At 68.6% G+C, this 18,449-nt stretch carries 18 protein-coding genes and 2 pseudogenes; 15 read left to right on the top strand and 5 right to left on the bottom strand.

What is annotated here, in order from left to right:
* The first annotated feature begins 45 nt into the window (after positions 1–45).
* The 7 genes from AC5Y5E_RS19255 to AC5Y5E_RS19225 are packed head-to-tail and all read left to right on the top strand — an operon-like array spanning position 46 to position 7,467.
* Positions 46–789, top strand: coding sequence for a CoA transferase subunit A (locus tag AC5Y5E_RS19255; protein WP_499904298.1), 744 nt, complete (start codon positions 46–48; stop codon positions 787–789).
* A complete protein-coding gene (locus AC5Y5E_RS19250; RefSeq protein WP_499904297.1) occupies positions 786–1,436 on the top strand; it encodes a CoA transferase subunit B in 651 nt (216 codons plus the stop codon). The genes AC5Y5E_RS19255 and AC5Y5E_RS19250 overlap by 4 nt, the downstream gene beginning before the upstream one ends.
* Positions 1,433–3,019 (top strand): carboxyl transferase domain-containing protein, encoded by a 1,587-nt coding sequence (locus AC5Y5E_RS19245; RefSeq protein ID WP_499904296.1) that lies wholly within the window; start codon positions 1,433–1,435, stop codon positions 3,017–3,019. The genes AC5Y5E_RS19250 and AC5Y5E_RS19245 overlap by 4 nt, the downstream gene beginning before the upstream one ends.
* A 2-nt stretch (positions 3,020–3,021) precedes the next feature.
* Positions 3,022–4,992, top strand: a complete 1,971-nt coding sequence (locus AC5Y5E_RS19240; protein WP_499904295.1) for an acetyl/propionyl/methylcrotonyl-CoA carboxylase subunit alpha — start codon at positions 3,022–3,024, stop codon at positions 4,990–4,992.
* Entirely contained in the window at positions 4,989–6,155 is a 1,167-nt protein-coding gene (locus tag AC5Y5E_RS19235; RefSeq protein WP_499904294.1) for an acyl-CoA dehydrogenase family protein, read from the top strand. Before AC5Y5E_RS19240 ends, AC5Y5E_RS19235 begins: the two co-directional genes overlap by 4 nt.
* Positions 6,137–6,646, top strand: coding sequence for a MaoC family dehydratase (locus AC5Y5E_RS19230; RefSeq protein WP_499904994.1), 510 nt, complete (start codon positions 6,137–6,139; stop codon positions 6,644–6,646). The genes AC5Y5E_RS19235 and AC5Y5E_RS19230 overlap by 19 nt, the downstream gene beginning before the upstream one ends.
* Positions 6,646–7,467 (top strand): HpcH/HpaI aldolase/citrate lyase family protein, encoded by an 822-nt coding sequence (locus AC5Y5E_RS19225; protein ID WP_499904293.1) that lies wholly within the window; start codon positions 6,646–6,648, stop codon positions 7,465–7,467. The genes AC5Y5E_RS19230 and AC5Y5E_RS19225 overlap by 1 nt, the downstream gene beginning before the upstream one ends.
* A 123-nt stretch (positions 7,468–7,590) precedes the next feature.
* On the opposite strand, the gene AC5Y5E_RS19220 is transcribed toward AC5Y5E_RS19225, so the two are convergent.
* The 3 genes and pseudogenes from AC5Y5E_RS19220 to AC5Y5E_RS19210 all read right to left on the bottom strand — a co-directional run bounded on the left by AC5Y5E_RS19220 (position 7,591) and on the right by AC5Y5E_RS19210 (position 8,861).
* Positions 7,591–7,920, bottom strand: coding sequence for a type II toxin-antitoxin system PemK/MazF family toxin (locus AC5Y5E_RS19220; RefSeq protein WP_499904292.1), 330 nt, complete (start codon positions 7,918–7,920; stop codon positions 7,591–7,593).
* Positions 7,917–8,174: pseudogene (locus AC5Y5E_RS19215) on the bottom strand (type II toxin-antitoxin system antitoxin MazE5); the annotation flags it as partial. The pseudogene AC5Y5E_RS19215 and the gene AC5Y5E_RS19220, both read right to left, overlap by 4 nt.
* Positions 8,175–8,342: 168 nt before the next feature.
* Positions 8,343–8,861, bottom strand: a complete 519-nt coding sequence (locus tag AC5Y5E_RS19210; protein ID WP_499904291.1) for a DUF7711 family protein — start codon at positions 8,859–8,861, stop codon at positions 8,343–8,345.
* A gap of 349 nt (positions 8,862–9,210) precedes the next feature.
* Between AC5Y5E_RS19210 and pdhA the strand changes: the two genes are divergently transcribed.
* From pdhA to AC5Y5E_RS19190, 4 genes are all read left to right on the top strand, one after another.
* Positions 9,211–10,302: a pyruvate dehydrogenase (acetyl-transferring) E1 component subunit alpha gene (pdhA, locus tag AC5Y5E_RS19205; protein ID WP_499904290.1), complete on the top strand. Its 1,092-nt coding sequence runs from the start codon at positions 9,211–9,213 to the stop codon at positions 10,300–10,302.
* Positions 10,299–11,333: a 3-methyl-2-oxobutanoate dehydrogenase subunit beta gene (bkdB, locus tag AC5Y5E_RS19200; RefSeq protein WP_499904289.1), complete on the top strand. Its 1,035-nt coding sequence runs from the start codon at positions 10,299–10,301 to the stop codon at positions 11,331–11,333. Before pdhA ends, bkdB begins: the two co-directional genes overlap by 4 nt.
* Positions 11,330–12,490, top strand: a complete 1,161-nt coding sequence (locus tag AC5Y5E_RS19195; RefSeq protein ID WP_499904288.1) for a dihydrolipoamide acetyltransferase family protein — start codon at positions 11,330–11,332, stop codon at positions 12,488–12,490. Before bkdB ends, AC5Y5E_RS19195 begins: the two co-directional genes overlap by 4 nt.
* Before the next feature lie 177 nt (positions 12,491–12,667).
* Positions 12,668–13,045, top strand: a complete 378-nt coding sequence (locus AC5Y5E_RS19190; protein WP_499904287.1) for a DUF4189 domain-containing protein — start codon at positions 12,668–12,670, stop codon at positions 13,043–13,045.
* Between the two features lie 81 nt (positions 13,046–13,126).
* Here the strand turns inward: AC5Y5E_RS19190 and AC5Y5E_RS19185 are convergent, their stop codons facing one another.
* Entirely contained in the window at positions 13,127–13,897 is a 771-nt protein-coding gene (locus AC5Y5E_RS19185; RefSeq protein ID WP_499904286.1) for an enoyl-CoA hydratase, read from the bottom strand.
* A 128-nt stretch (positions 13,898–14,025) separates the two neighbouring features.
* Between AC5Y5E_RS19185 and AC5Y5E_RS19180 the strand changes: the two genes are divergently transcribed.
* Entirely contained in the window at positions 14,026–14,277 is a 252-nt protein-coding gene (locus tag AC5Y5E_RS19180) for a hypothetical protein (protein WP_499904285.1), read from the top strand.
* Here AC5Y5E_RS19180 and AC5Y5E_RS19175 read toward each other — a convergent pair whose 3' ends face one another.
* Complete coding sequence (locus AC5Y5E_RS19175) at positions 14,278–14,706, bottom strand: nitroreductase family deazaflavin-dependent oxidoreductase (protein WP_499904284.1); 429 nt, start codon at positions 14,704–14,706, stop codon at positions 14,278–14,280.
* Positions 14,707–14,767: 61 nt separating this feature from the next.
* Between AC5Y5E_RS19175 and AC5Y5E_RS19170 the strand changes: the two genes are divergently transcribed.
* The 3 genes and pseudogenes from AC5Y5E_RS19170 to AC5Y5E_RS19160 form a co-directional block, all read left to right on the top strand.
* On the top strand, positions 14,768–15,328 hold the full coding sequence (locus tag AC5Y5E_RS19170) for a TetR/AcrR family transcriptional regulator (RefSeq protein ID WP_499904283.1): 561 nt from the start codon (positions 14,768–14,770) through the stop codon (positions 15,326–15,328).
* 107 nt (positions 15,329–15,435) lie between these two features.
* Positions 15,436–17,166: pseudogene (locus tag AC5Y5E_RS19165) on the top strand (AMP-binding protein); the annotation flags it as partial.
* Positions 17,167–17,286: 120 nt separating this feature from the next.
* Positions 17,287–18,449 (top strand): acyl carrier protein (locus AC5Y5E_RS19160; RefSeq protein ID WP_499904993.1); only part of this gene is annotated, 1,163 nt, incomplete at its 3' end.

Here is an 18,449-nt window from a genome sequence, read left to right as displayed (position 1 = left end):
ACGCCAGTTAATGAGGATTAACTGAAATGGGAGGCTGCGGCGGCGATGGACAAGGTGGTGGCGACGGCCGCTGAAGCGGTCGCCGACATAACCGACGGGTCGTCCCTGGCGGTCGGGGGATTCGGCTTCTGCGGCATCCCGGAGGCGCTGATCGCCGCGCTGGTCGACTCCGGCGTCCGAGACCTGGAGACGGTGTCCAACAACTGCGGCGGCTACGGCGTCGGGCTGGAAGCGCTGTTGCACCACAAGCGAATTCGCCGGGCCGTCGCATCGTACGTCGGTGACAACAAGGAGTTCGCCCGTCAGTTCCTCGCCGGTGAACTCGAGGTGGAGCTCACCCCGCAGGGCACGCTGGCGGAGCGGCTGCGCGCCGGCGGCGCGGGAATCCCGGCGTTCTACACGCCCGCGGGGGTCGGCACCCCGGTCGCCGACGGCGGGCTGCCGTGGCGCTACGACGCGTCCGGTGGGGTGGCGGTGACGTCGCCCCCGAAGGAGACCCGCGAGTTCGACGGCGTCACCTACGTTCTCGAGCGCGCGATCCGCACCGACTTCGCGCTGGTGCACGCCTGGAAGGGCGACCGGCACGGCAACCTCGTCTACCGGGCGTCCGCCGCCAACTTCAATCCCGACTGCGCGACGGCCGGCAGGATCACCATCGCCGAGGTCGAGCATCTCGTCGAACCCGGCGAGATCGACCCGGCCACGGTGCACACCCCGGGCGTCTTCGTGCAGCGGGTCGTGCACGTACCCGATCCCGCCAAGCCGATCGAGAAGGTGACGGTGCGGTGAGCTGGACCAGGGAAGGCCTCGCCGCGCGGGTGGCCGCCGAATTCGAGGACGGCCAATACGTCAACCTCGGCATCGGCATGCCCACGCTGATCCCCAACCACATTCCCGACGGGGTCACCGTCGTCCTCCACTCGGAGAACGGGATACTCGGTGTCGGGCCGTATCCGCGACCCGCGGACGTCGACGCCGATCTGATCAACGCGGGCAAGGAAACGGTCACCACGATGCCGGGCGCGGCGTTCTTCGGCTCCTCGACCTCGTTCGGGGTCATCCGCGGTGGGCACCTCGACGTCGCGGTGCTGGGCGCCATGCAGGTCTCGGCGACCGGCGACCTGGCCAACTGGATGATCCCGGGGAAGATGGTGAAGGGCATGGGCGGTGCGATGGACCTGGTGCACGGCGCCCGCAAGGTGATCGTGATGATGGAACACACCGCCAGGGACGGCAGCCCGAAAGTCGTTGAGCGGTGCACCCTTCCGCTGACGGGCGTGGGCTGCGTCGACCGCATCATCACCGACCTCGCCGTCATCGACGTGTGCGGCGACGGCCTGCACCTCGTCGAGACCGCCCCGGAGGTCTCGGTCGACGAGGTGATCGCCAAAACCGAACCGCCCCTTATGCTGGCGACCACCGGGAGGCATACATGAGCACCGCCGTCACGACCGCGCCGTCCTACGCCGACGAGCACCGGCGGCTGGTCACCGAATTGAACGCCAAGCTGGCGGCCGCGGCGCTGGGCGGCAACGAACGCGCGCGCGAACGCCACGTCAGCCGCGGCAAACTGCTGCCCCGCGAGCGGGTGGACCGCCTGCTCGACCCGGGCAGCCCGTTTTTGGAGCTGGCTCCGCTGGCGGCGGGCGGCATGTATGACGACGAGTCCCCGGGAGCCGGGATCATCACCGGGATCGGCCGGGTGTCGGAGCGCGAGTGCGTGATCGTCGCCAACGACGCCACCGTCAAGGGCGGCACCTACTACCCGATGACGGTCAAGAAGCACCTGCGCGCACAGGAAGTCGCGCTGCAGAATCGGCTGCCGTGCATCTATCTGGTGGACTCCGGGGGCGCGTTCCTGCCGCGCCAGGACGAGGTCTTTCCCGACCGCGAGCATTTCGGCCGGATCTTCTACAACCAGGCGACCATGAGCGCCAAGGGGATTCCGCAGGTGGCCGCCGTGTTGGGGTCGTGCACGGCCGGCGGCGCCTACGTCCCCGCGATGAGCGACGAGGCCGTCATCGTCCGCGAGCAGGGCACCATCTTTCTCGGCGGTCCGCCGCTGGTGAAAGCCGCCACCGGCGAGATCGTCTCGGCCGAGGAACTCGGCGGCGGCGACCTGCACTCGCGGGTCTCCGGCGTCACCGACCACCTCGCCGACGACGACGAACACGCGCTGCGGATCGTGCGCGCCATTGCGGCCACGTTCGGTCCGCGTGAGCCCGCGCAGTGGGATATGCAGCCCTCCGTCGAGCCCAAGCACCCCCAGGCGGAGCTCTACGACGTCGTGCCACCCGATCCCCGGGTGCCCTACGACGTGCATGAGGTCATCGTGCGGCTGGTCGACGGCAGCGAATTCAGCGAATTCAAGGCCAATTACGGCAAGACGCTGGTGACCGCGTTCGCGCGCATCCACGGCCACCCCGTCGGCATCGTCGCCAACAACGGCGTGCTGTTCAGCGAATCGGCGTTGAAGGGTGCGCATTTCATCGAGCTGTGCGACAAGCGCCGGATTCCGCTGCTGTTTTTGCAGAACATCGCCGGGTTCATGGTCGGGCGTGACTACGAGGCCGGCGGCATCGCCAAGCACGGCGCGAAGATGGTCACCGCCGTGGCCTGCGCCCGGGTGCCCAAGCTCACCGTCGTCATCGGCGGCTCCTATGGGGCGGGCAACTACTCGATGTGCGGGCGAGCGTATTCACCCCGCTTCCTGTGGATGTGGCCCAACGCCCGCATCTCGGTGATGGGCGGCGAGCAGGCCGCATCGGTGCTCGCGACCGTGCGCGGCGAGCAGCTCGGCGCGGCGGGCAGGCCGTGGTCGGCCGACGACGAGGAGGCCTTCAAGGCGCCCATCCGGGCGCAATACGAGGACCAGGGCAACCCGTACTATTCAACCGCGCGATTGTGGGACGACGGCATCATCGACCCGGCCGACACCAGAACGGTCCTCGGGCTTGCCCTTTCGGCGTGCGCCCACGCGCCGCTGGAACCGGTCTCCTACGGCGTCTTCCGGATGTGAAGATGTTCGACACCGTATTAGTGGCCAACCGCGGCGAGATCGCGGTCCGCGTGATCCACACGTTGCGCCGGCTGGGCATCCGATCGGTCGCCGTCTACAGCGACCCTGACGCCACCGCGCGGCACGTGCTCGAGGCCGACACGGCCGTGCGCCTGGGCCCCGCCGCGGCGCGGGAAAGCTACCTGGACATCGAGAGGGTCGTCGACGCCGCAGTGCGCACCGGATCCCAAGCGATCCACCCGGGCTACGGGTTCCTGTCGGAGAACGCGCATTTCGCCGCGGCCTGCGAACGTGCCGGCGTGGTGTTCCTGGGGCCGCCGCCGCGCGCGATCGAGGTGATGGGCGACAAGATCACCGCGAAGAACGCCGTGGCCGCGTTCGACGTCCCGGTGGTGCCCGGGGTGGCCAAGCCGGGCCTGACCGACGACGAGCTCGCCGCCGCCGCCGACGAGATCGGCTATCCGGTGTTGATCAAGCCGTCGGCCGGCGGCGGTGGCAAGGGCATGCGGCTGGTGGAGGACGCCGCGCGGCTGCGCGAGGCGCTCGTCGGTGCCCGACGTGAGGCCGCGTCCTCGTTCGGCGACGACACGCTGTTCCTGGAGCGGTTTGTGTTGCGGCCCAGGCATATCGAGGTCCAGGTGCTGGCCGACACGCACGGCAACGTGGTCCATCTGGGCGAGCGCGAGTGCAGCCTGCAGCGACGCCACCAGAAGGTCATCGAGGAGGCGCCCTCGCCGCTGCTCGACCCCGGGACACGCGCCCGGATCGGTGCCGCGGCCTGCAACACCGCCCGCAGCGTGGATTACGTCGGCGCCGGGACGGTGGAGTTCATCGTCTCCGCGGAGCGTCCCGACGAGTTCTTCTTCATGGAGATGAACACCCGCCTGCAGGTGGAGCATCCGGTCACCGAGGCGGTCACCGGCCTCGACCTGGTGGAGTGGCAACTACGGGTGGCCGCCGGCGAGAAGCTGGGGTTCGCCCAGGACGACATCGAATTGCGCGGGCACGCGATCGAGGCCCGGGTGTACGCCGAGCATCCCGCGCGCGGGTTCTTGCCCACGGGTGGCGAGGTGCTGGCGGTGTCCGAACCGTCGGGTGCCGGCGTGCGGGTGGACTCGTCGCTGCTGGCCGGGACGGTGGTCGGCAGCGACTACGACCCGATGCTGAGCAAGGTGATCGCCCACGGCGACGACCGCGGGGAGGCGCTCGCGAAACTCGATCGCGCGCTGGGGCAGACCGTGATCCTCGGCGTGCAGACGAACGTCGAATTCCTGCGCTTCCTGCTGGCCGACGACCGGGTCCGTGCCGGTGATCTGGACACCGCGCTGCTCGACGAGCGGCTGGCGGACTTCGCGCCGGCCCCGGCGCCCGACGACGTGCTCGCCGCGGCCGGCCTCTTCCGCCAGTGGGCCCTGGCGCGACAGGCCCGGGGCAACCCGTGGGCGGTACCGACGGGGTGGCGGGTCGACGGCGGCGTCGCGCCGGTGCGCACCGACATGCGGACGCCCCTGCGCAGCGAGACGGTGTCGGTGTGGGGAACACCGCAGGCCGCCCGGGTGCAGGTCGGCGACGGTGAGATCCTTTCCGCCAGTGTGCAAGTCGACGGCGCGCGGATGAGCGCGACGCTGGGCGGGCGGCGCCGCGAATACCGGTGGGCCGAGGCCGACCGGCACCTCTGGATCGCCGACGAGCGCGGGACGTGGCACCTGCGCGAGGCCGAGGAGCACAAGATTCACCGCGCCGCGGGCGAGCGGCCGGCCGAGGTCGTCAGCCCCATGCCTGGGAACGTGATCGCCGTGCAGGTCAGCTCCGGCGACGAGGTCTCCGAGGGCGACGTGATAGTCGTCGTCGAGGCGATGAAGATGGAACATTCTCTGCCCGCACCGGTTTCGGGTCGGGCGGAGCTGCTGGTGTCGGTCGGCGACCAGGTGAAGGTCGATCAGGTTTTAGCGCGGATTAAGGATGGATCATGACGACAGCGATCACCGCGGGCACGTTGCCCAAGGAATACGAGGACCTTCGCGACACGGTGGCCGACTTCGCGCGCACTGTGGTCGCGCCGGTGTCGGCCAAACACGATGAGGAACACAGCTTCCCGTACGAGGTCGTCGCCAAGATGGCCGAGATGGGCCTGTTCGGGCTGCCGTTCCCGGAGGAGTACGGCGGCATGGGCGGCGACTACTTCGCGCTGGCCCTGGCCCTCGAGGAACTCGGCAAGGTCGACCAGTCGGTGGCCATCACGCTGGAGGCCGGCGTCGGGCTGGGCGCGATGCCGATCTACCGCTTCGGTACCGAGGAGCAGAAGCACAAATGGCTACCGGATCTGACGGCCGGCCGGGCGCTGGCCGGTTTCGGGCTCACCGAGCCGGGTGCCGGCTCCGACGCGGGCGCCACCCGCACCACCGCCCGGCTCGACGACGGCGAGTGGGTGATCAACGGCACCAAGCAATTCATCACCAACTCCGGCACCGACATCACCTCGCTGGTCACCGTCACGGCGGTCACCGGAACCCTCGCGGGCGACAAGAAGGAGATCTCGACGATCATCGTGCCCAGCGGCACACCGGGTTTCACCGTCGAACCGGTCTACAACAAGGTCGGCTGGAACGCATCGGACACCCACCCGCTGACCTTCGCCGACGCCCGCGTCCCGGAGGAAAACCTGTTAGGCGCCCGCGGCACCGGCTACGCGAACTTTCTGTCCATCCTGGACGAGGGCCGCATCGCGATCGCCGCGCTGGCGACCGGCGTCGCGCAGGGCTGCGTCGACGAAAGCGTCAAGTACGCCAAGGAACGCCAGTCGTTCGGCCAGCCGATCGGCTCGTATCAGGCGATCAGCTTCAAGATCGCGCGGATGGAGGCCCGCGCCCACGTCGCGCGCACGGCCTACTACGAGGCCGCCGCGAAGATGCTGGCGGGCAAGCCCTTCAAGAAGGAGGCGGCGATCGCGAAGATGGTTTCCTCCGAGGCCGCGATGGACAACGCCCGCGACGCCACCCAGATCCACGGCGGCTACGGCTTCATGAACGAATATCCGGTCGCGCGCCACTACCGCGACAGCAAGATCCTCGAGATCGGCGAAGGGACCACGGAGGTGCAGTTGATGCTCATCGCGCGATCGCTGGGGCTGTCGTGACGGAAGGCAAGTCGATTATCCAGCGGGGCTTGTGGTTTGAGGAGTTCGAGGTCGGCACGACCTACCTGCACCGGCCCGGCCGCACCGTCACCGAGGCCGACAACGTACTGTTCACCACGCTGACCATGAACACCCAGTCGCTGCACCTCGACGCGGCGTGGGCCGCCGAGCAGCCCGGCTTTCGGGGCGAGCGGCTGGTCAACTCCATGTTCACCCTCTCCACGCTGGTCGGGCTGTCGGTGGCGCAGCTGACGCTTGGCACCATCGTCGCCAACCTCGGCTTCTCCGAGGTGTCGTTTCCCAAGCCCGTCTTTCACGGCGACACCCTGTACGCCGAGACCGTGTGCACCGGCAAGCGCGAGTCGAAGAGCCGGCCCGGCGAGGGCATCGTCACCCTCGAGCACACCGGCCGCAACCAGCACGGCGACGTCGTGGCGCGGGCGGTGCGGACCACTCTGGTACAAAAGCGGCCAGACACAGAGGAGGTGTGATGGACCTGCGCGCCGCCGGCCCGGCCTGGTTGTTCTGCCCGGCCGACCGTCCCGAGCGTTTCGCCAAGGCCGCTGCGGCGGCCGACGTGGTGATCCTCGACCTCGAGGACGGGGTGGCCGAAGCCGACAAGCCCGCCGCCCGCAAGGCGCTGCGCGAGACCCCGCTGGACCCCGAGCGCACCGTGGTGCGCATCAACGCCGCCGGCACCGACGAGTACGCCCGCGACCTCGAGGCCCTGGCCGATACCGCCTACACGACGGTGATGCTCTCCAAGACCGAATCGGCCGCGCAGGTGACCGCGCTGGCGCCCCGCGACGTGGTCGCGCTGATCGAGACGCCGCGCGGCGCGGTGTTCGTCGCCGAAATCGCCGCGGCCCAGGGCACCGTCGCCGTCATGTGGGGTGCCGAGGACCTGGTCGCCAGCCTGGGTGGCAGCTCTAACCGGCTGGCCGACGGCACCTACCGCGACGTCGCGCGGCACGTCCGGTCGGCGACCCTGCTCGCGGCGTCCGCGTTCGGCCGGATCGCGCTCGACGCCGTCTATGTGAACATCCGTGACCTCGAGGGCCTGCGCGCCGAGGCCGACGACGCCGTCGCCGTGGGTTTCGACGCGACCGTCTGCATCCACCCCAGCCAGGTCGCGGTCGTGCGGGAGGCCTATCGCCCCAGCGAGGAGAAGCTGGACTGGGCGCGGCGGGTGACGGCAGCGGCGCGCTCCGAGCGCGGGGTGTTCGCCTTCGAGGGAAAGATGGTCGACTCGCCGGTGCTCAAGCACGCGGCGATGTTGCTGCGGCGGGCGGGGGAGCCCGCGTCGGGCTAACGGATCGACCTAACCCGCCCCACCGACTTCTATGGCGGCGACTGTTCCGTATTCGATTTCGTCGTACTCGTACGCTGCAGGGCTTAGGAATTCGGTCACCGAACCTGCCGGCTTGTTATGCCGTCAGCCGGAGCAGTCGACTGCGACCTCAAGCGCAGTGCAGATCGCGCGCATCCGGGTATCGGCAAGCCGGCCAAGCCGACGGACCAATACTGCGATCGAGACACTTTCGACCGAGTCCAGGTTCACCGCCGAACGCCGGGGGATCGGATCGACGCCGGGTTCAAGGATGACTTCGCTTGCCAGCCCTCGGACGGTCGTGGTGCAGGGAGCGACGAGTACGCGTCGAAGCCGGGGGATCGCCGCGTCACGCGACAGCACCACAACCGGGCGCCGCCCGATCTCGGGCATTTCGCACCACCACACCTCTCCGCGTGCCGGCAGTTCACTCACGAAGCCCCCGCCGCTCGCCGCCAGGACGCCAGGTCACCCCACTCGTCAGGCTCATCGGCCGGGTGCTCGTCGTACGCGGCATAGCTCGCATTCACCTCAGCCGATCGATGACGAGCGAGTAAGGCACCGAGAGCCTCATCGATGAGGGCGGCGTCAGTGATGCCCGCCCGCACGTCGCGTGCACTGCTCAATAGCTCGGCGTCCACCGTGGTGCTTAATCGTACGCGATTCATGCCACAACTATGCCACATTCCTGCCACGCCGACCGGTCCGGATCGCCGAGGCGGCGCCAATGCTGGAAATTCATTTGGGCCGCTTGAAGCGCGCACCGGTCACTGATTCAGAGTGCAAACGGCGTCCAGCATTTCCGCTACAGCGGTAGCCGCGCGCCACAGGTGATCCTCGGGCGATTCGTCATAGCCCTAGTGGCGTCGGCGCCAGTCGCGGTCCCAGTAGCCCTCGAGGACAGACTGCAGGTGCTCACGCGACACAGCCAGCTCGGCCCGCAACTGTGTCGTCAGCTCGTCGTCGGACGGCCCGACGATCGCCAGGCGTTCAAACCGCCGCGACCCGAGGGCATCGATCGCGGACGAGTCAGGACCGCTGTCAACGGCCCAGATCTTCACTACCCGCCGATGCTGATGATTCCATGCCGGCCATGCTCGCGGTCGGTAGCACCAGAGAAACGGCCGCTTACCGAGAGCCAGTTGATAGCCGATCGCTTCTCCGGCGGGGTGCTTCTGTAGCCAGGGGAGCTCCTCGGCGGGAAGTTCGAGAACGAGCACGACCGCTCCTGCGTCCAGGGTCTCCGCGAAGGACAGCAGCGCCCCGGTCACCCATATTTCCCTCAGGGGCCACCGATGTCGGTCGCCGAGTTCCAGCCGCTCCGCGGCGACCGTCGCCATCTCGACGAGATGCCCGATGGCCGTCGAACGCTTCACGGCGCTAGCGTAGTCAAGTTGGCCGAGTGTCACGGCATCCATCGTGGGGGCGCATCTCGATTCGGGTGCCGATTGATCGAAAATCGCACCGCGACAGGCATTCCGGGCCGAACATGCCCATGGTCCGGAGTGGGCAGACGCCGTCCGCTCCAGGTTTAGTTGACATCCGCGCACCCCTGGGTCGTCTCCGTCGACCCCCGACAACGTGTTAGCGGCTGGCTTATGCGACACGTTTTCGCTTCGGCCGTGATCAACGCGGCGTCTTCGTATTTGGGCGCATAATGGGGGATACGCCAGTCTCGCGGCGAGTGGAGACTTTCGGGTAGCTGGCGGTCGCCAAGGAGGCGGTATGGCGGATAAGTCTCGGACGCCGATGACCGTCGACCTCGAGCCGGTGCAACTCATTGCCGCGGACGGCACGCCAACAGCCGAACGGCGCTACGACAGAGAGCTTCCGCCCGAGACGCTGTGCTGGCTCTACGAGATGATGGTTGTCACCCGCGAGCTGGACACCGAGTTCGTCAACCTGAAGCGCCAAGGTCAACTGGCGCTGTTCGCGTCCTGCCGGGGCCAGGAAGCCGCGCAGGTGGGGGCCGCGGCCTGCCTGCGCAAGACCGACTGGCTGTTTCCGCAATACCGTGAGCTCGGCGTCTACCTGGTGCGCGGTATCCCGCCCGGGCACGTCGGGGCGGCGTGGCGGGGAACGTGGCACGGCGGCCTCGACTTCACCAAGAAGTGCTGCGCCCCAATGTCGATCGCGATCGGCACCCAGACCCTGCACGCCGTCGGCGCGGCGATGGCGGCGCAACGCCTGGGGGAGGACTCGGTCACGGTGGCGTTCCTCGGCGACGGCGCCACCAGCGAGGGGGACGCGCACGAGGCGTTGAACTTCGCGGCCGTCTTCGATACGCCGTGCGTGTTCTACGTGCAGAACAACCAGTGGGCGATCTCGGTGCCGGTATCCAAACAGACGGCCGCAGCGTCCATCGCGCACAAGGCAATTGGTTACGGAATGCCCGGGATCCGGGTGGACGGCAACGACGTCCTGGCGTGCTATGCGGTGATGGCCGAGGCCGCCGCCCGGGCCCGGGCCGGCGGCGGACCGACGTTGATCGAGGCGGTCACCTACCGGCTCGGCCCGCACACCACCTCGGACGATCCAAGCCGATACCGCACCCAGGACGAGGTCGACCGCTGGGCGGCGCTGGACCCGATCCCGCGCTACCGCAACTATTTGCAGGGCCGGGGCCTGTGGTCGCAACGGCTGGAGGATCGGGTTGCGGCGCGGGCGAAGCGGATGCGCTCCGAACTGCGCCACGCGGTGTTCGACGCGCCCGACTTCGACGTCGACGAGGTGTTCACCACGGTGTACGCCGAGATCACACCCGGGCTGGAGACGCAGCGCCAACAGCTGCGGGCCGAACTGGGGAGGCTCGAATGACCCAGCTCGCCGAGCCCCCGGGCCTGCCCGCTGTTGATGCGGCAATCGGGGCGCAACAGCTGACCATGGTGCAGGCGCTCAACCGCGCACTGCGTGATGCGATGGACGCCGACGATCGCGTCCTGGTGTTCGGCGAGGACGTCTCCGTCGAGGGCGGGGTGTTTCGGGTGACCGAGGGGTTGGCCGAAACGTTCGGCGAGGGAAGGTGTTTCGACACGCCGCTCGCAGAGTCGGCCATTATCGGCATCGCGGTCGGGCTCGCGCTGCGTGGCTTTGTCCCGGTGCCGGAGATCCAGTTCGACGGGTTCTCCTACCCGGCCTTCGATCAGGTGGTCAGCCACCTGGCCAAGTACCGCACGCGCACCCGCGGCGAGGTCAACATGCCGGTCACGGTCCGGATCCCGTCGTTCGGCGGAATCGGTGCGGCCGAGCATCATTCGGACTCCACCGAGGCTTACTGGGCGCACACCGCCGGCCTGAAGGTGGTGGTGCCGTCCAGCCCGGCCGACGCCTACTGGCTGCTTCGCCACGCGATCACCTGCCCGGATCCGGTGATGTACCTGGAGCCGAAGCGGCGCTACCAGGGCCGCGGCCTGGTCGACGTGAGCCGACCGGAGCCTCCCATCGGACAGGCCATGGTGCGCAGGCCGGGCAGGGACGTGACCGTCGTAACCTACGGCAGCCTGGTCAGTACTGCCGTGGCCACCGCGGAAGACGCTCAGCGCCAACGCGGGTGGAGCCTGGAAGTCATCGATCTGCGGTCGCTGGTTCCGTTGGATTTCGACACCATCGCCGCGTCGATCCATCGGACGGGGCGCTGCGTGGTGTTGCACGAAGGGCCGCGCAGCCTCGGCTATGGCGCCGGCCTGGCCGCACGCATCCAGGAAGAGATGTTCTACGAGCTCGAGGCGCCGGTGTTGCGCGCCTGCGGTTTCGATACTCCCTATCCGCCGGCGCGGTTGGAGAGGCTGTGGCTGCCCGGCCCGGACCGCCTGCTCGACTGTGTCGAACGCGCGCTGGAGATGCCGTGAGCACCGACGAGCGCGTCAAGCCGTTCCGGGTTCCCGACCTCGGCGAGGGGCTGGAAGAAGTGACGGTGTCGTGCTGGTACGTCGCGGCAGGCGACGAGGTCGAGCTCAACCAGGTCCTGTGTTCGGTTCAGACCGCCAAGGCCGAGGTGGAAATCCCGAGCCCGTACGCCGGGCGAATCGTCGAAACCAACGGTGCCGAAGGCGACGTGCTCAACGTCGGCGCGGTGCTGGTCCGCATCGACACCGCGTCGGCCGCGGCCACCAACGCCGGCCCGGTGGTGCCCACCTTGGTCGGCTACGGCGCCGACGCGGGCATCGACGCCAGCCGGCGGACCGCCCGGCCGCTCGCCGCCCCACCCGTGCGCAAGCTTGCCAAGGAACTCGCGGTCGACCTCGCCTCCGTGCGGCGCGATGCGGGTGAGATCATCACCCGCGCGGACGTGCTGGCGGCCGCCCGCGGCACCGGGCGAGACGTTCGGCCGGTCCGCGGCGTGCAGGCCCGGATGGCGGAGAAGATGGCGTTGTCCCACAAGGAAATCCCGGCCGCCAAGGTCAGCGTCGACGTCGATTGCAGCGCGCTGCTGCGGCTGCGCGACCACTGCCGCCCCGCGCACCAGGAGATCACGCCGTTCGTGCTGACGCTGCGGCTGCTCGTTATCGCCTTGGGGCACAACATGATTCTCAACTCGACCTGGGTCGACTCGCCCGAAGGGCCCCAGGTGCAGGTCCATCGCGGCGTGCATCTGGGGTTCGGCGTGGCCACCGAGCGCGGGCTGCTGGTCCCGGTCATCGCCGATGCGCAGAACAAGACGACCCGCGAATTGGCCGGCCGGACGGCGGAATTGATCGCCGGCGCGCGCGAGGGCACCCTGGCCCCCGCGGAACTGCTGGGCTCGACGTTCACCGTGTCGAACTTCGGGGCGCTGGGCGTGGACGACGGGGTGCCGGTGATCAACCACCCCGAGGCGGCGATCCTGGGCATGGGAGCGATCCGGCCACGCCCGGTGGCCATCGGCGACGAGGTTGTCGTCCGGTCGACGGTGAGCCTGACATGCGTGTTCGATCACCGTGTGGCGGACGGTGCCCAGGTGGCGCAGTTCGTCTGCGAGCTGAGGGATCTGATGGAGTCGCCCGAGACCGCCCTGCTGGACCTATAGGCGTCAGTAGGGCCCTCGCCACGTGATTCGAAACCCGGCTGCTCGTGACAAATGCACAGGTCAGCGGGGCGGCTGCCGCGCTGCTCTCGCGCCGGACGCCGCGACGGGGGAGAATCGTCTCCTCGCGTTTACCTGCGCCACTGCGGCGCAGCGCAACGGAAAAGGGCGGGGAGCGCCATGAAGACACCAGCAGCGGCGGCGATCGCGATCGGCATGGCATTCGCAGCAACGCCGCTCGCGCATGCCGACGACCCGTGGATCGCCATGGCGATCTCGGACTCCACGGGGAAGATCAATTTCAGCGTTGGAGGAAAAAGCCAATCCGATATAGAGAAGACGGTGATGTCGGCCTGTCGCAATACGATCAGCGACTGTCGTCTATTGGCCAGCGGGCAGGGCGGGTGCGTGGCGATTGCCATGCCTCCGGCGCACACCAGATACTTCGGCGGCTGGGGTCCCACACGTGCTGACGCGGAGACGGCCGCCGTGGCAAACTCCGGCGGCGGAACGGTTCTGCCAGACCACACCCACTGCGCTGGGGATCCCGGGAGCTGACGGCTCGCCCAAACTTGAGAGACGGCGACGCGCGTCGGCGTGTCGGGTACGGGATTAAAGTGTCGCGCGTAAAGCGCTAGGTTAGCGCTGCCGCGCCGCAGCCAATCTGCTTGCGAATTCCGGCGATTGGATGGAAGACGCCTGCGGCCCGAGCTCCGTGCGCATGGCAAGGTCGTGCGCTTCGGTGTCCACCGATCCCGGGTTGATCGTGGCGCGCATGGTCGCCTTGGTCGCCAGCACCACCTCGCGGGGAGCCGCCGCGGGACCGGCGGCCAGCTCCAGCGCCGCGGCGACCGGGTCGTCGGCAACGCTGAGGGCCAACCCGTGCCGCACGGCGGCTTCGGCGTCGAAGCGCATCCCGAACAACAGGGCCGCGCGCGCGACCTGGGGACCCACCGCGCGTTGCAGCATCCAGGTCGCACCGCCGCCGGGATGGAGGCCGAGCTTTTGGAAACGGGCGTCGAACAACGCGCCGGGTCCCGCGATACGCACGTCCGCCGCCAGCGCCAAGTTGAGGCCCGCGCCGACGGCCGCCCCGTTGACCGCGGCGATCGTGGGCAACCGGCAATTGCCGACGGCCATGAACCCGTCGTAGATGCGCCGCAGCCCCGTCTCCGCCGCTCCGGCACCGGCGGCGCCGAGAGCGCTCAGGTCGGCGCCGGCACAAAACGCCTTGCCCGCGCCGGTGACCACGACGGCGTGCACGTCGGGATCTGCTTCCGCCCGCTCCACGGCCTCCCGCAGCCGTGCCGACATCTCGTCGGTGAAGGCATTGCGCCGATCGGGGTCGTTGACGGTGATGAGCGCGACGCGCGCGTCGACGCTGTACAGGACGGGGTCGGGCTGGCTCACCCGGCTAACGGTACTTGCCGCGCCTACCGGCCCAAACGCCCGCCAAGAATCCATTGAGGATCCCCCAAGCCCTCGCGCCGATGCTCAGTTCACGAGCACGACGGATCCATTTGACGGGAGGAGCCCCCATGCGCACCACGGCGGAGAAGAAGGCGAACAGGAAACTCGGATTCCTCCGGTTGGCGATGGTCTCGTCCGCCACCGCGATCATCATCGCGATCGGCATGGCAGTCGCGTACTTCAATCTCCCGGCCGCGGGCCACCCGTGCTCGGTGCGGAACGCCACCGCCCGGGACGCCGCCGGGCGCACGATGTGGTGCAACCCGACGGCGGAGGCGAACCACGACGTGGTCTGGCAGTACGCGCCCGCCGCGTCGTGACTAGTCGGTGAAGTCGATCCGTACCGACATCGGCGTCGTTTCCAGCGCCTTGACCATCCTGGCCCCCAGCCGGCCGAACTTGCGGGCGCGCGCGACGACGTCGTCGTCCGGCCTGAACGTCGCGACCCCGGCGCGCCACCGATTGCCCTGTCGCATACGGACATTCGGGTTGTCGGTGATGTTTCTGCCCCAGCCGGAGCGGGTGCCGTGCTGGCAGATCACCCACGCGCCGGCGTCGTCGAATTGGGCCGACACGGGAACTCGGCGAGCCTGGCCGGTCTTGCGGCCAATGGTCTCCAGGTCGGTGGCCATGGTGGTGCGCACCCCGAGCGCGCTCAGCCCCTTCACCGCCGGGTTGAGCAGATAGCGCCCGATCGCCCGTTCCCTGCGGAACTTTCGCAGCGTCTTTTGCTCGTTGGTGCTCGTCATGGCCTCAGGCTAGTAGACCGATTGGTATAGTTCAACCCAAGCTGCAACGGAAGGCGAAAATATGTCGGCGCGGGATGCTCTCATCGCCAGTGTCACGGGGCTGGTGCGACGGCGGGGCGTCGCCGGAACAGGCCTCAACGCGCTGCTGGAGGACAGCGGGGTGGCCCGCAGGACCGTTTACCTGAACTTTCCCGGCGGCAAGGCCGAGCTCGTCGCCGAAGCCACCCGCCTCGCGGGGGAGGCGTTGACCGCGGTGATCCGGTCGGGTGACGACGGCGATCCCGCCCGGGCGGTCCAGACCTTCATCGACGAATGGAAGGCGCAGCTGAGCGCGACGCAGATTGAAGCGGGCTGTCCGATCGTGGCGGCGGTCCTCGGCCGCTCCGAAGCGCCGGCGGCCGCGCAGGCGGCCTCCGAGGCCTTTGGTGACTGGCAGACGATCCTCGCCGACCGGCTGGTTCGGGCCGGCACGGATCGTGACCACGCGCGCTCGCTGGCGACCTTGACCGTCGCCGCCATCGAGGGCGCCGTAATCCTCGCGATCGCGACGCGGTCGACGGCTCCGCTCGACGATGTCGGGCGTCACCTGGTCGAGGTCATCAAGCTGCACCTGCCCGCCTAGCGGCGGCGGCCCCGGCGAAAACGCGCGTGCTCAACCGCACGCCGGCGGCTCGCCCTGGGCTGGGCGGTTTCGCCGACGCCCCGCGCGTTCATCGGTATCGTCAAGCTGTGCTTGAGCATTCCATTCCCGCGGTCCTGCGGGAGCGTTCCAGTTCGCGGCCCGACGACCTGGCGTTCACGTATGTCGATTACGAGAACGATTGGGAGGGCGTTGCGGAAACTCTGACGTGGTCGCAGCTGTATCGGCGCACGCTGAACCTGGCGCGGGAACTCAAGGCGTGCGGGTCGACCGGGGACCGCGCCGTGATCCTGGCGCCGCAGGGGCTCGAGTACGTCGTCGGCTTTCTTGGCGCGCTGCAGGCCGGTCAGATCGCGGTTCCGCTGTCGATGCCGGTGGGTGGCGCCAGTGACGAGCGGGTCAGCGCCGTCCTGCATGACGCGTCGCCTTCGACGATTCTGACCACATCCGCTGCCGTGGACATCATCGCCGAGTACGCGAAGTCGGAGCCCGGTGCGCCATCGGTCGTCGAGGTCGATCGGCTGGATCTTGACTCTCGGCTTGCCGCCGCCGCGGACAGCGACGGCGAGACGAGCATCGCGCACCTGCAATACACTTCCGGGTCGACCCGCACCCCTGCGGGAGTGGTGGTCTCGCACAAGAACATTCAGGTCAACTGCGAGCAGATCATGGCCATGTACTACGAGGCGGACGGGGGGATGGCCCCACCGGACACCACCGTGGTGTCGTGGCTGCCGTTGTTCCACGACATGGGCTTGATCCTGGGCATCGCCTTCCCGGTCCTGTGGGGATTCCCCACGGTGCTCACGAGCCCGCCGTCGTTCCTGCAGCGCCCGGCGCGGTGGATGCAAATGCTTGCCGGCAACCCGCACGCCTTTTCGGCCGCACCGAACATCGCGTTCGAATTGGCCACGCGAAAGACGTCGGACGACGACCTGGCCGGGCTGGACCTCGGGGGCGTGCACACGATCCTGAATGGCGCCGAACGCGTGAACCCCCCGACGCTGTGGCGCTTCGCGGACCGGTTTGCGCGCTTCAACTTCCGCCCCGAGGCGTTGCGTCCCTCCTACGGACTCGCGGAAGCCACGCTCGTGGTGGCGACGCGCGAAGCGGGCCACCCGCCGGTGACCGTGTCTTTCGATTCGGAGCAGATGACCGCCGGCCGTGGCGAGCGGTGCGCGGACGGTGCCGGTATCCCGCTGGTCAGTTACGGCATGCCCAAGTGGCCGATCGTGCGGATCGTCGACCCCGAGACGAGCATGGAGTGCCCGGAGGGAACGGTCGGCGAGATCTGGACGATCGGTGACAACGTCTGCTCGGGCTATTGGCAGAAACCCGAAGAGACAGAACGTGTCTTCGGCAGAACGATCGTCGGCGCGACGGACGGCACACCGGAAGGGCCCTGGCTGCGGACGGGGGACCTGGGCTTCTACTCCGAAGGCGAGATGTTCATCGTCGGCCGGATCAAGGATCTCTTGATCGTCTACGGGCGCAACCATTCTCCAGACGATATCGAGGCGACGATCCAGGAGATCACCCGCGGCCGCTGCGTGGCGATCGCGGTTTCGGACGATGACGGTCCCGAGAAGCTCGTCACAATCGTCGAACTCAAGCCCGGCGGCGATTCCGACGAAGACGCGCAACGGTTGATCGCCACCCGGCGTGAAATCATCGCAGCGATATCGAGGACGCACGAACTGAGCGTCGCGGATCTCGTTCTGGTGCCCCCACATTCGATTCCCCTCACCACAAGCGGCAAGGTGAGGCGACGGGATTGCTCAAAGCTCTATCAGCAGGGCGCCTTCACCCGTTTGGACGCGCACATCGGCCCGTCAAAGCCGCGCGCGGTCGAGGACACCGCCGTGGACGCCGGGGCCGACTCGGGATTGGCCCAACGTGTTCGCACGCTAAGCCAGCAGCAACATGACCTGCTGGTGGGGATGGTGTGCGCGCAGGCGGCGGCGGTGTTGGGGCGTCCGAGCCCGGACGACATCGACCCCGGGTCGGCGTTTCGGGACCTGGGCCTCGACTCGGTGAAAGCCACGGAGTTGTTGGATCGGCTCAGGACCGAGACCGAGTTGCCGTTGCCGGCGACGCTGGCGTTCGACTATCCGACCCCCGACGAGTTGGCCGCCCGCCTGGCCCAGCTGCTGATCGGGCCGGTCGCGGCGGCTCCCGCGGCGGTGGAATCGCAGGTCGCGGTGGACGAGCCGATTGCGGTGGTGGGCATGGCATGTCGGTTCCCCGGTGGGGTGGATTCGCCGGAGGCATTGTGGGATTTGGTGGCCAGCGGCACCGACGCCGTCGGGGCGTTTCCCGGCGACCGGGGTTGGAATTTGGGGGAGTTGTTCGATCCCGATCCGGATGCGGTGGGCAAGACGTATGCCCGCGCCGGGGGGTTCCTCGCGGACGCCGCCGAGTTCGACGCGGAATTCTTCGGGATCTCGGGACGCGAGGCCCAAACCATGGATCCTCAGCAGCGGCAGCTGCTGGAGGTGTGCTGGGAAGCGTTGGAGACAGCCCGAATTGACCCGGCCGGGTTGGTGCGTACCGAGACCGGCGTGTTCGTCGGCGCGTGGTCACAGTCCTACGGCGGGGGCGGTTCCGACGGGGCCGAGGGCTACGCGCTGACCGGCCTGTCGCCCAGCGTGGCCTCGGGGCGGGTGGCGTATGCGTTGGGGTTGCAGGGCCCGGCGATCACCGTGGACACGGCGTGTTCGTCGTCGTTGGTGGCCACGCATTTGGCGTGTCAGTCGCTGCGCAATGGAGAGTCGTCTCTTGCTCTGGCCGGGGGCGTGACGGTGATGACCACGCCGTCGGTGTTCACCGAGTTCGCCCGCCAGCGCGGGCTGGCCGCTGATGGGCGCTGTAAAGCGTTTGCCGCCAATGCCGATGGCACCGGCTGGGGTGAGGGTGCGGCGGTGTTGGTGTTGGAGCGGCTCGGCGATGCCCACCGCAACCACCATCCGGTGTTGGCGGTGATCGCGGGTTCGGCGATTAACCAGGACGGTGCGTCGAACGGGTTGACGGCGCCGAATGGGCCTTCTCAGCAACGGGTGATCGCTCAGGCCGCGGCCAATGCGGGGGTGGGGCTGGATCAGGT

Source organism: Mycobacterium sp. NGS54, assembly GCF_059812465.1.
Note: the sequence above shows the minus strand (reverse complement) of the source record. Positions and strands in the feature narration are given on the sequence as shown.

Excerpts from the sequence above, each read along its gene's own strand:
- AC5Y5E_RS19255 (WP_499904298.1), top strand. The coding sequence starts at position 46 with ATGGACAAGGTGGTGGCGACGGCCGCTGAAGCGGTCGCCGACATAACC.
- AC5Y5E_RS19245 (WP_499904296.1), top strand. The coding sequence starts at position 1,433 with ATGAGCACCGCCGTCACGACCGCGCCGTCCTACGCCGACGAGCACCGG.
- AC5Y5E_RS19240 (WP_499904295.1), top strand. The coding sequence starts at position 3,022 with ATGTTCGACACCGTATTAGTGGCCAACCGCGGCGAGATCGCGGTCCGC.
- AC5Y5E_RS19235 (WP_499904294.1), top strand. The coding sequence starts at position 4,989 with ATGACGACAGCGATCACCGCGGGCACGTTGCCCAAGGAATACGAGGAC.
- AC5Y5E_RS19225 (WP_499904293.1), top strand. The coding sequence starts at position 6,646 with ATGGACCTGCGCGCCGCCGGCCCGGCCTGGTTGTTCTGCCCGGCCGAC.
- pdhA (WP_499904290.1), top strand. The coding sequence starts at position 9,211 with ATGGCGGATAAGTCTCGGACGCCGATGACCGTCGACCTCGAGCCGGTG.
- bkdB (WP_499904289.1), top strand. The coding sequence starts at position 10,299 with ATGACCCAGCTCGCCGAGCCCCCGGGCCTGCCCGCTGTTGATGCGGCA.
- AC5Y5E_RS19190 (WP_499904287.1), top strand. The coding sequence starts at position 12,668 with ATGAAGACACCAGCAGCGGCGGCGATCGCGATCGGCATGGCATTCGCA.
- AC5Y5E_RS19180 (WP_499904285.1), top strand. The coding sequence starts at position 14,026 with ATGCGCACCACGGCGGAGAAGAAGGCGAACAGGAAACTCGGATTCCTC.
- AC5Y5E_RS19175 (WP_499904284.1), bottom strand. The coding sequence starts at position 14,706 with ATGACGAGCACCAACGAGCAAAAGACGCTGCGAAAGTTCCGCAGGGAA.
- AC5Y5E_RS19170 (WP_499904283.1), top strand. The coding sequence starts at position 14,768 with ATGTCGGCGCGGGATGCTCTCATCGCCAGTGTCACGGGGCTGGTGCGA.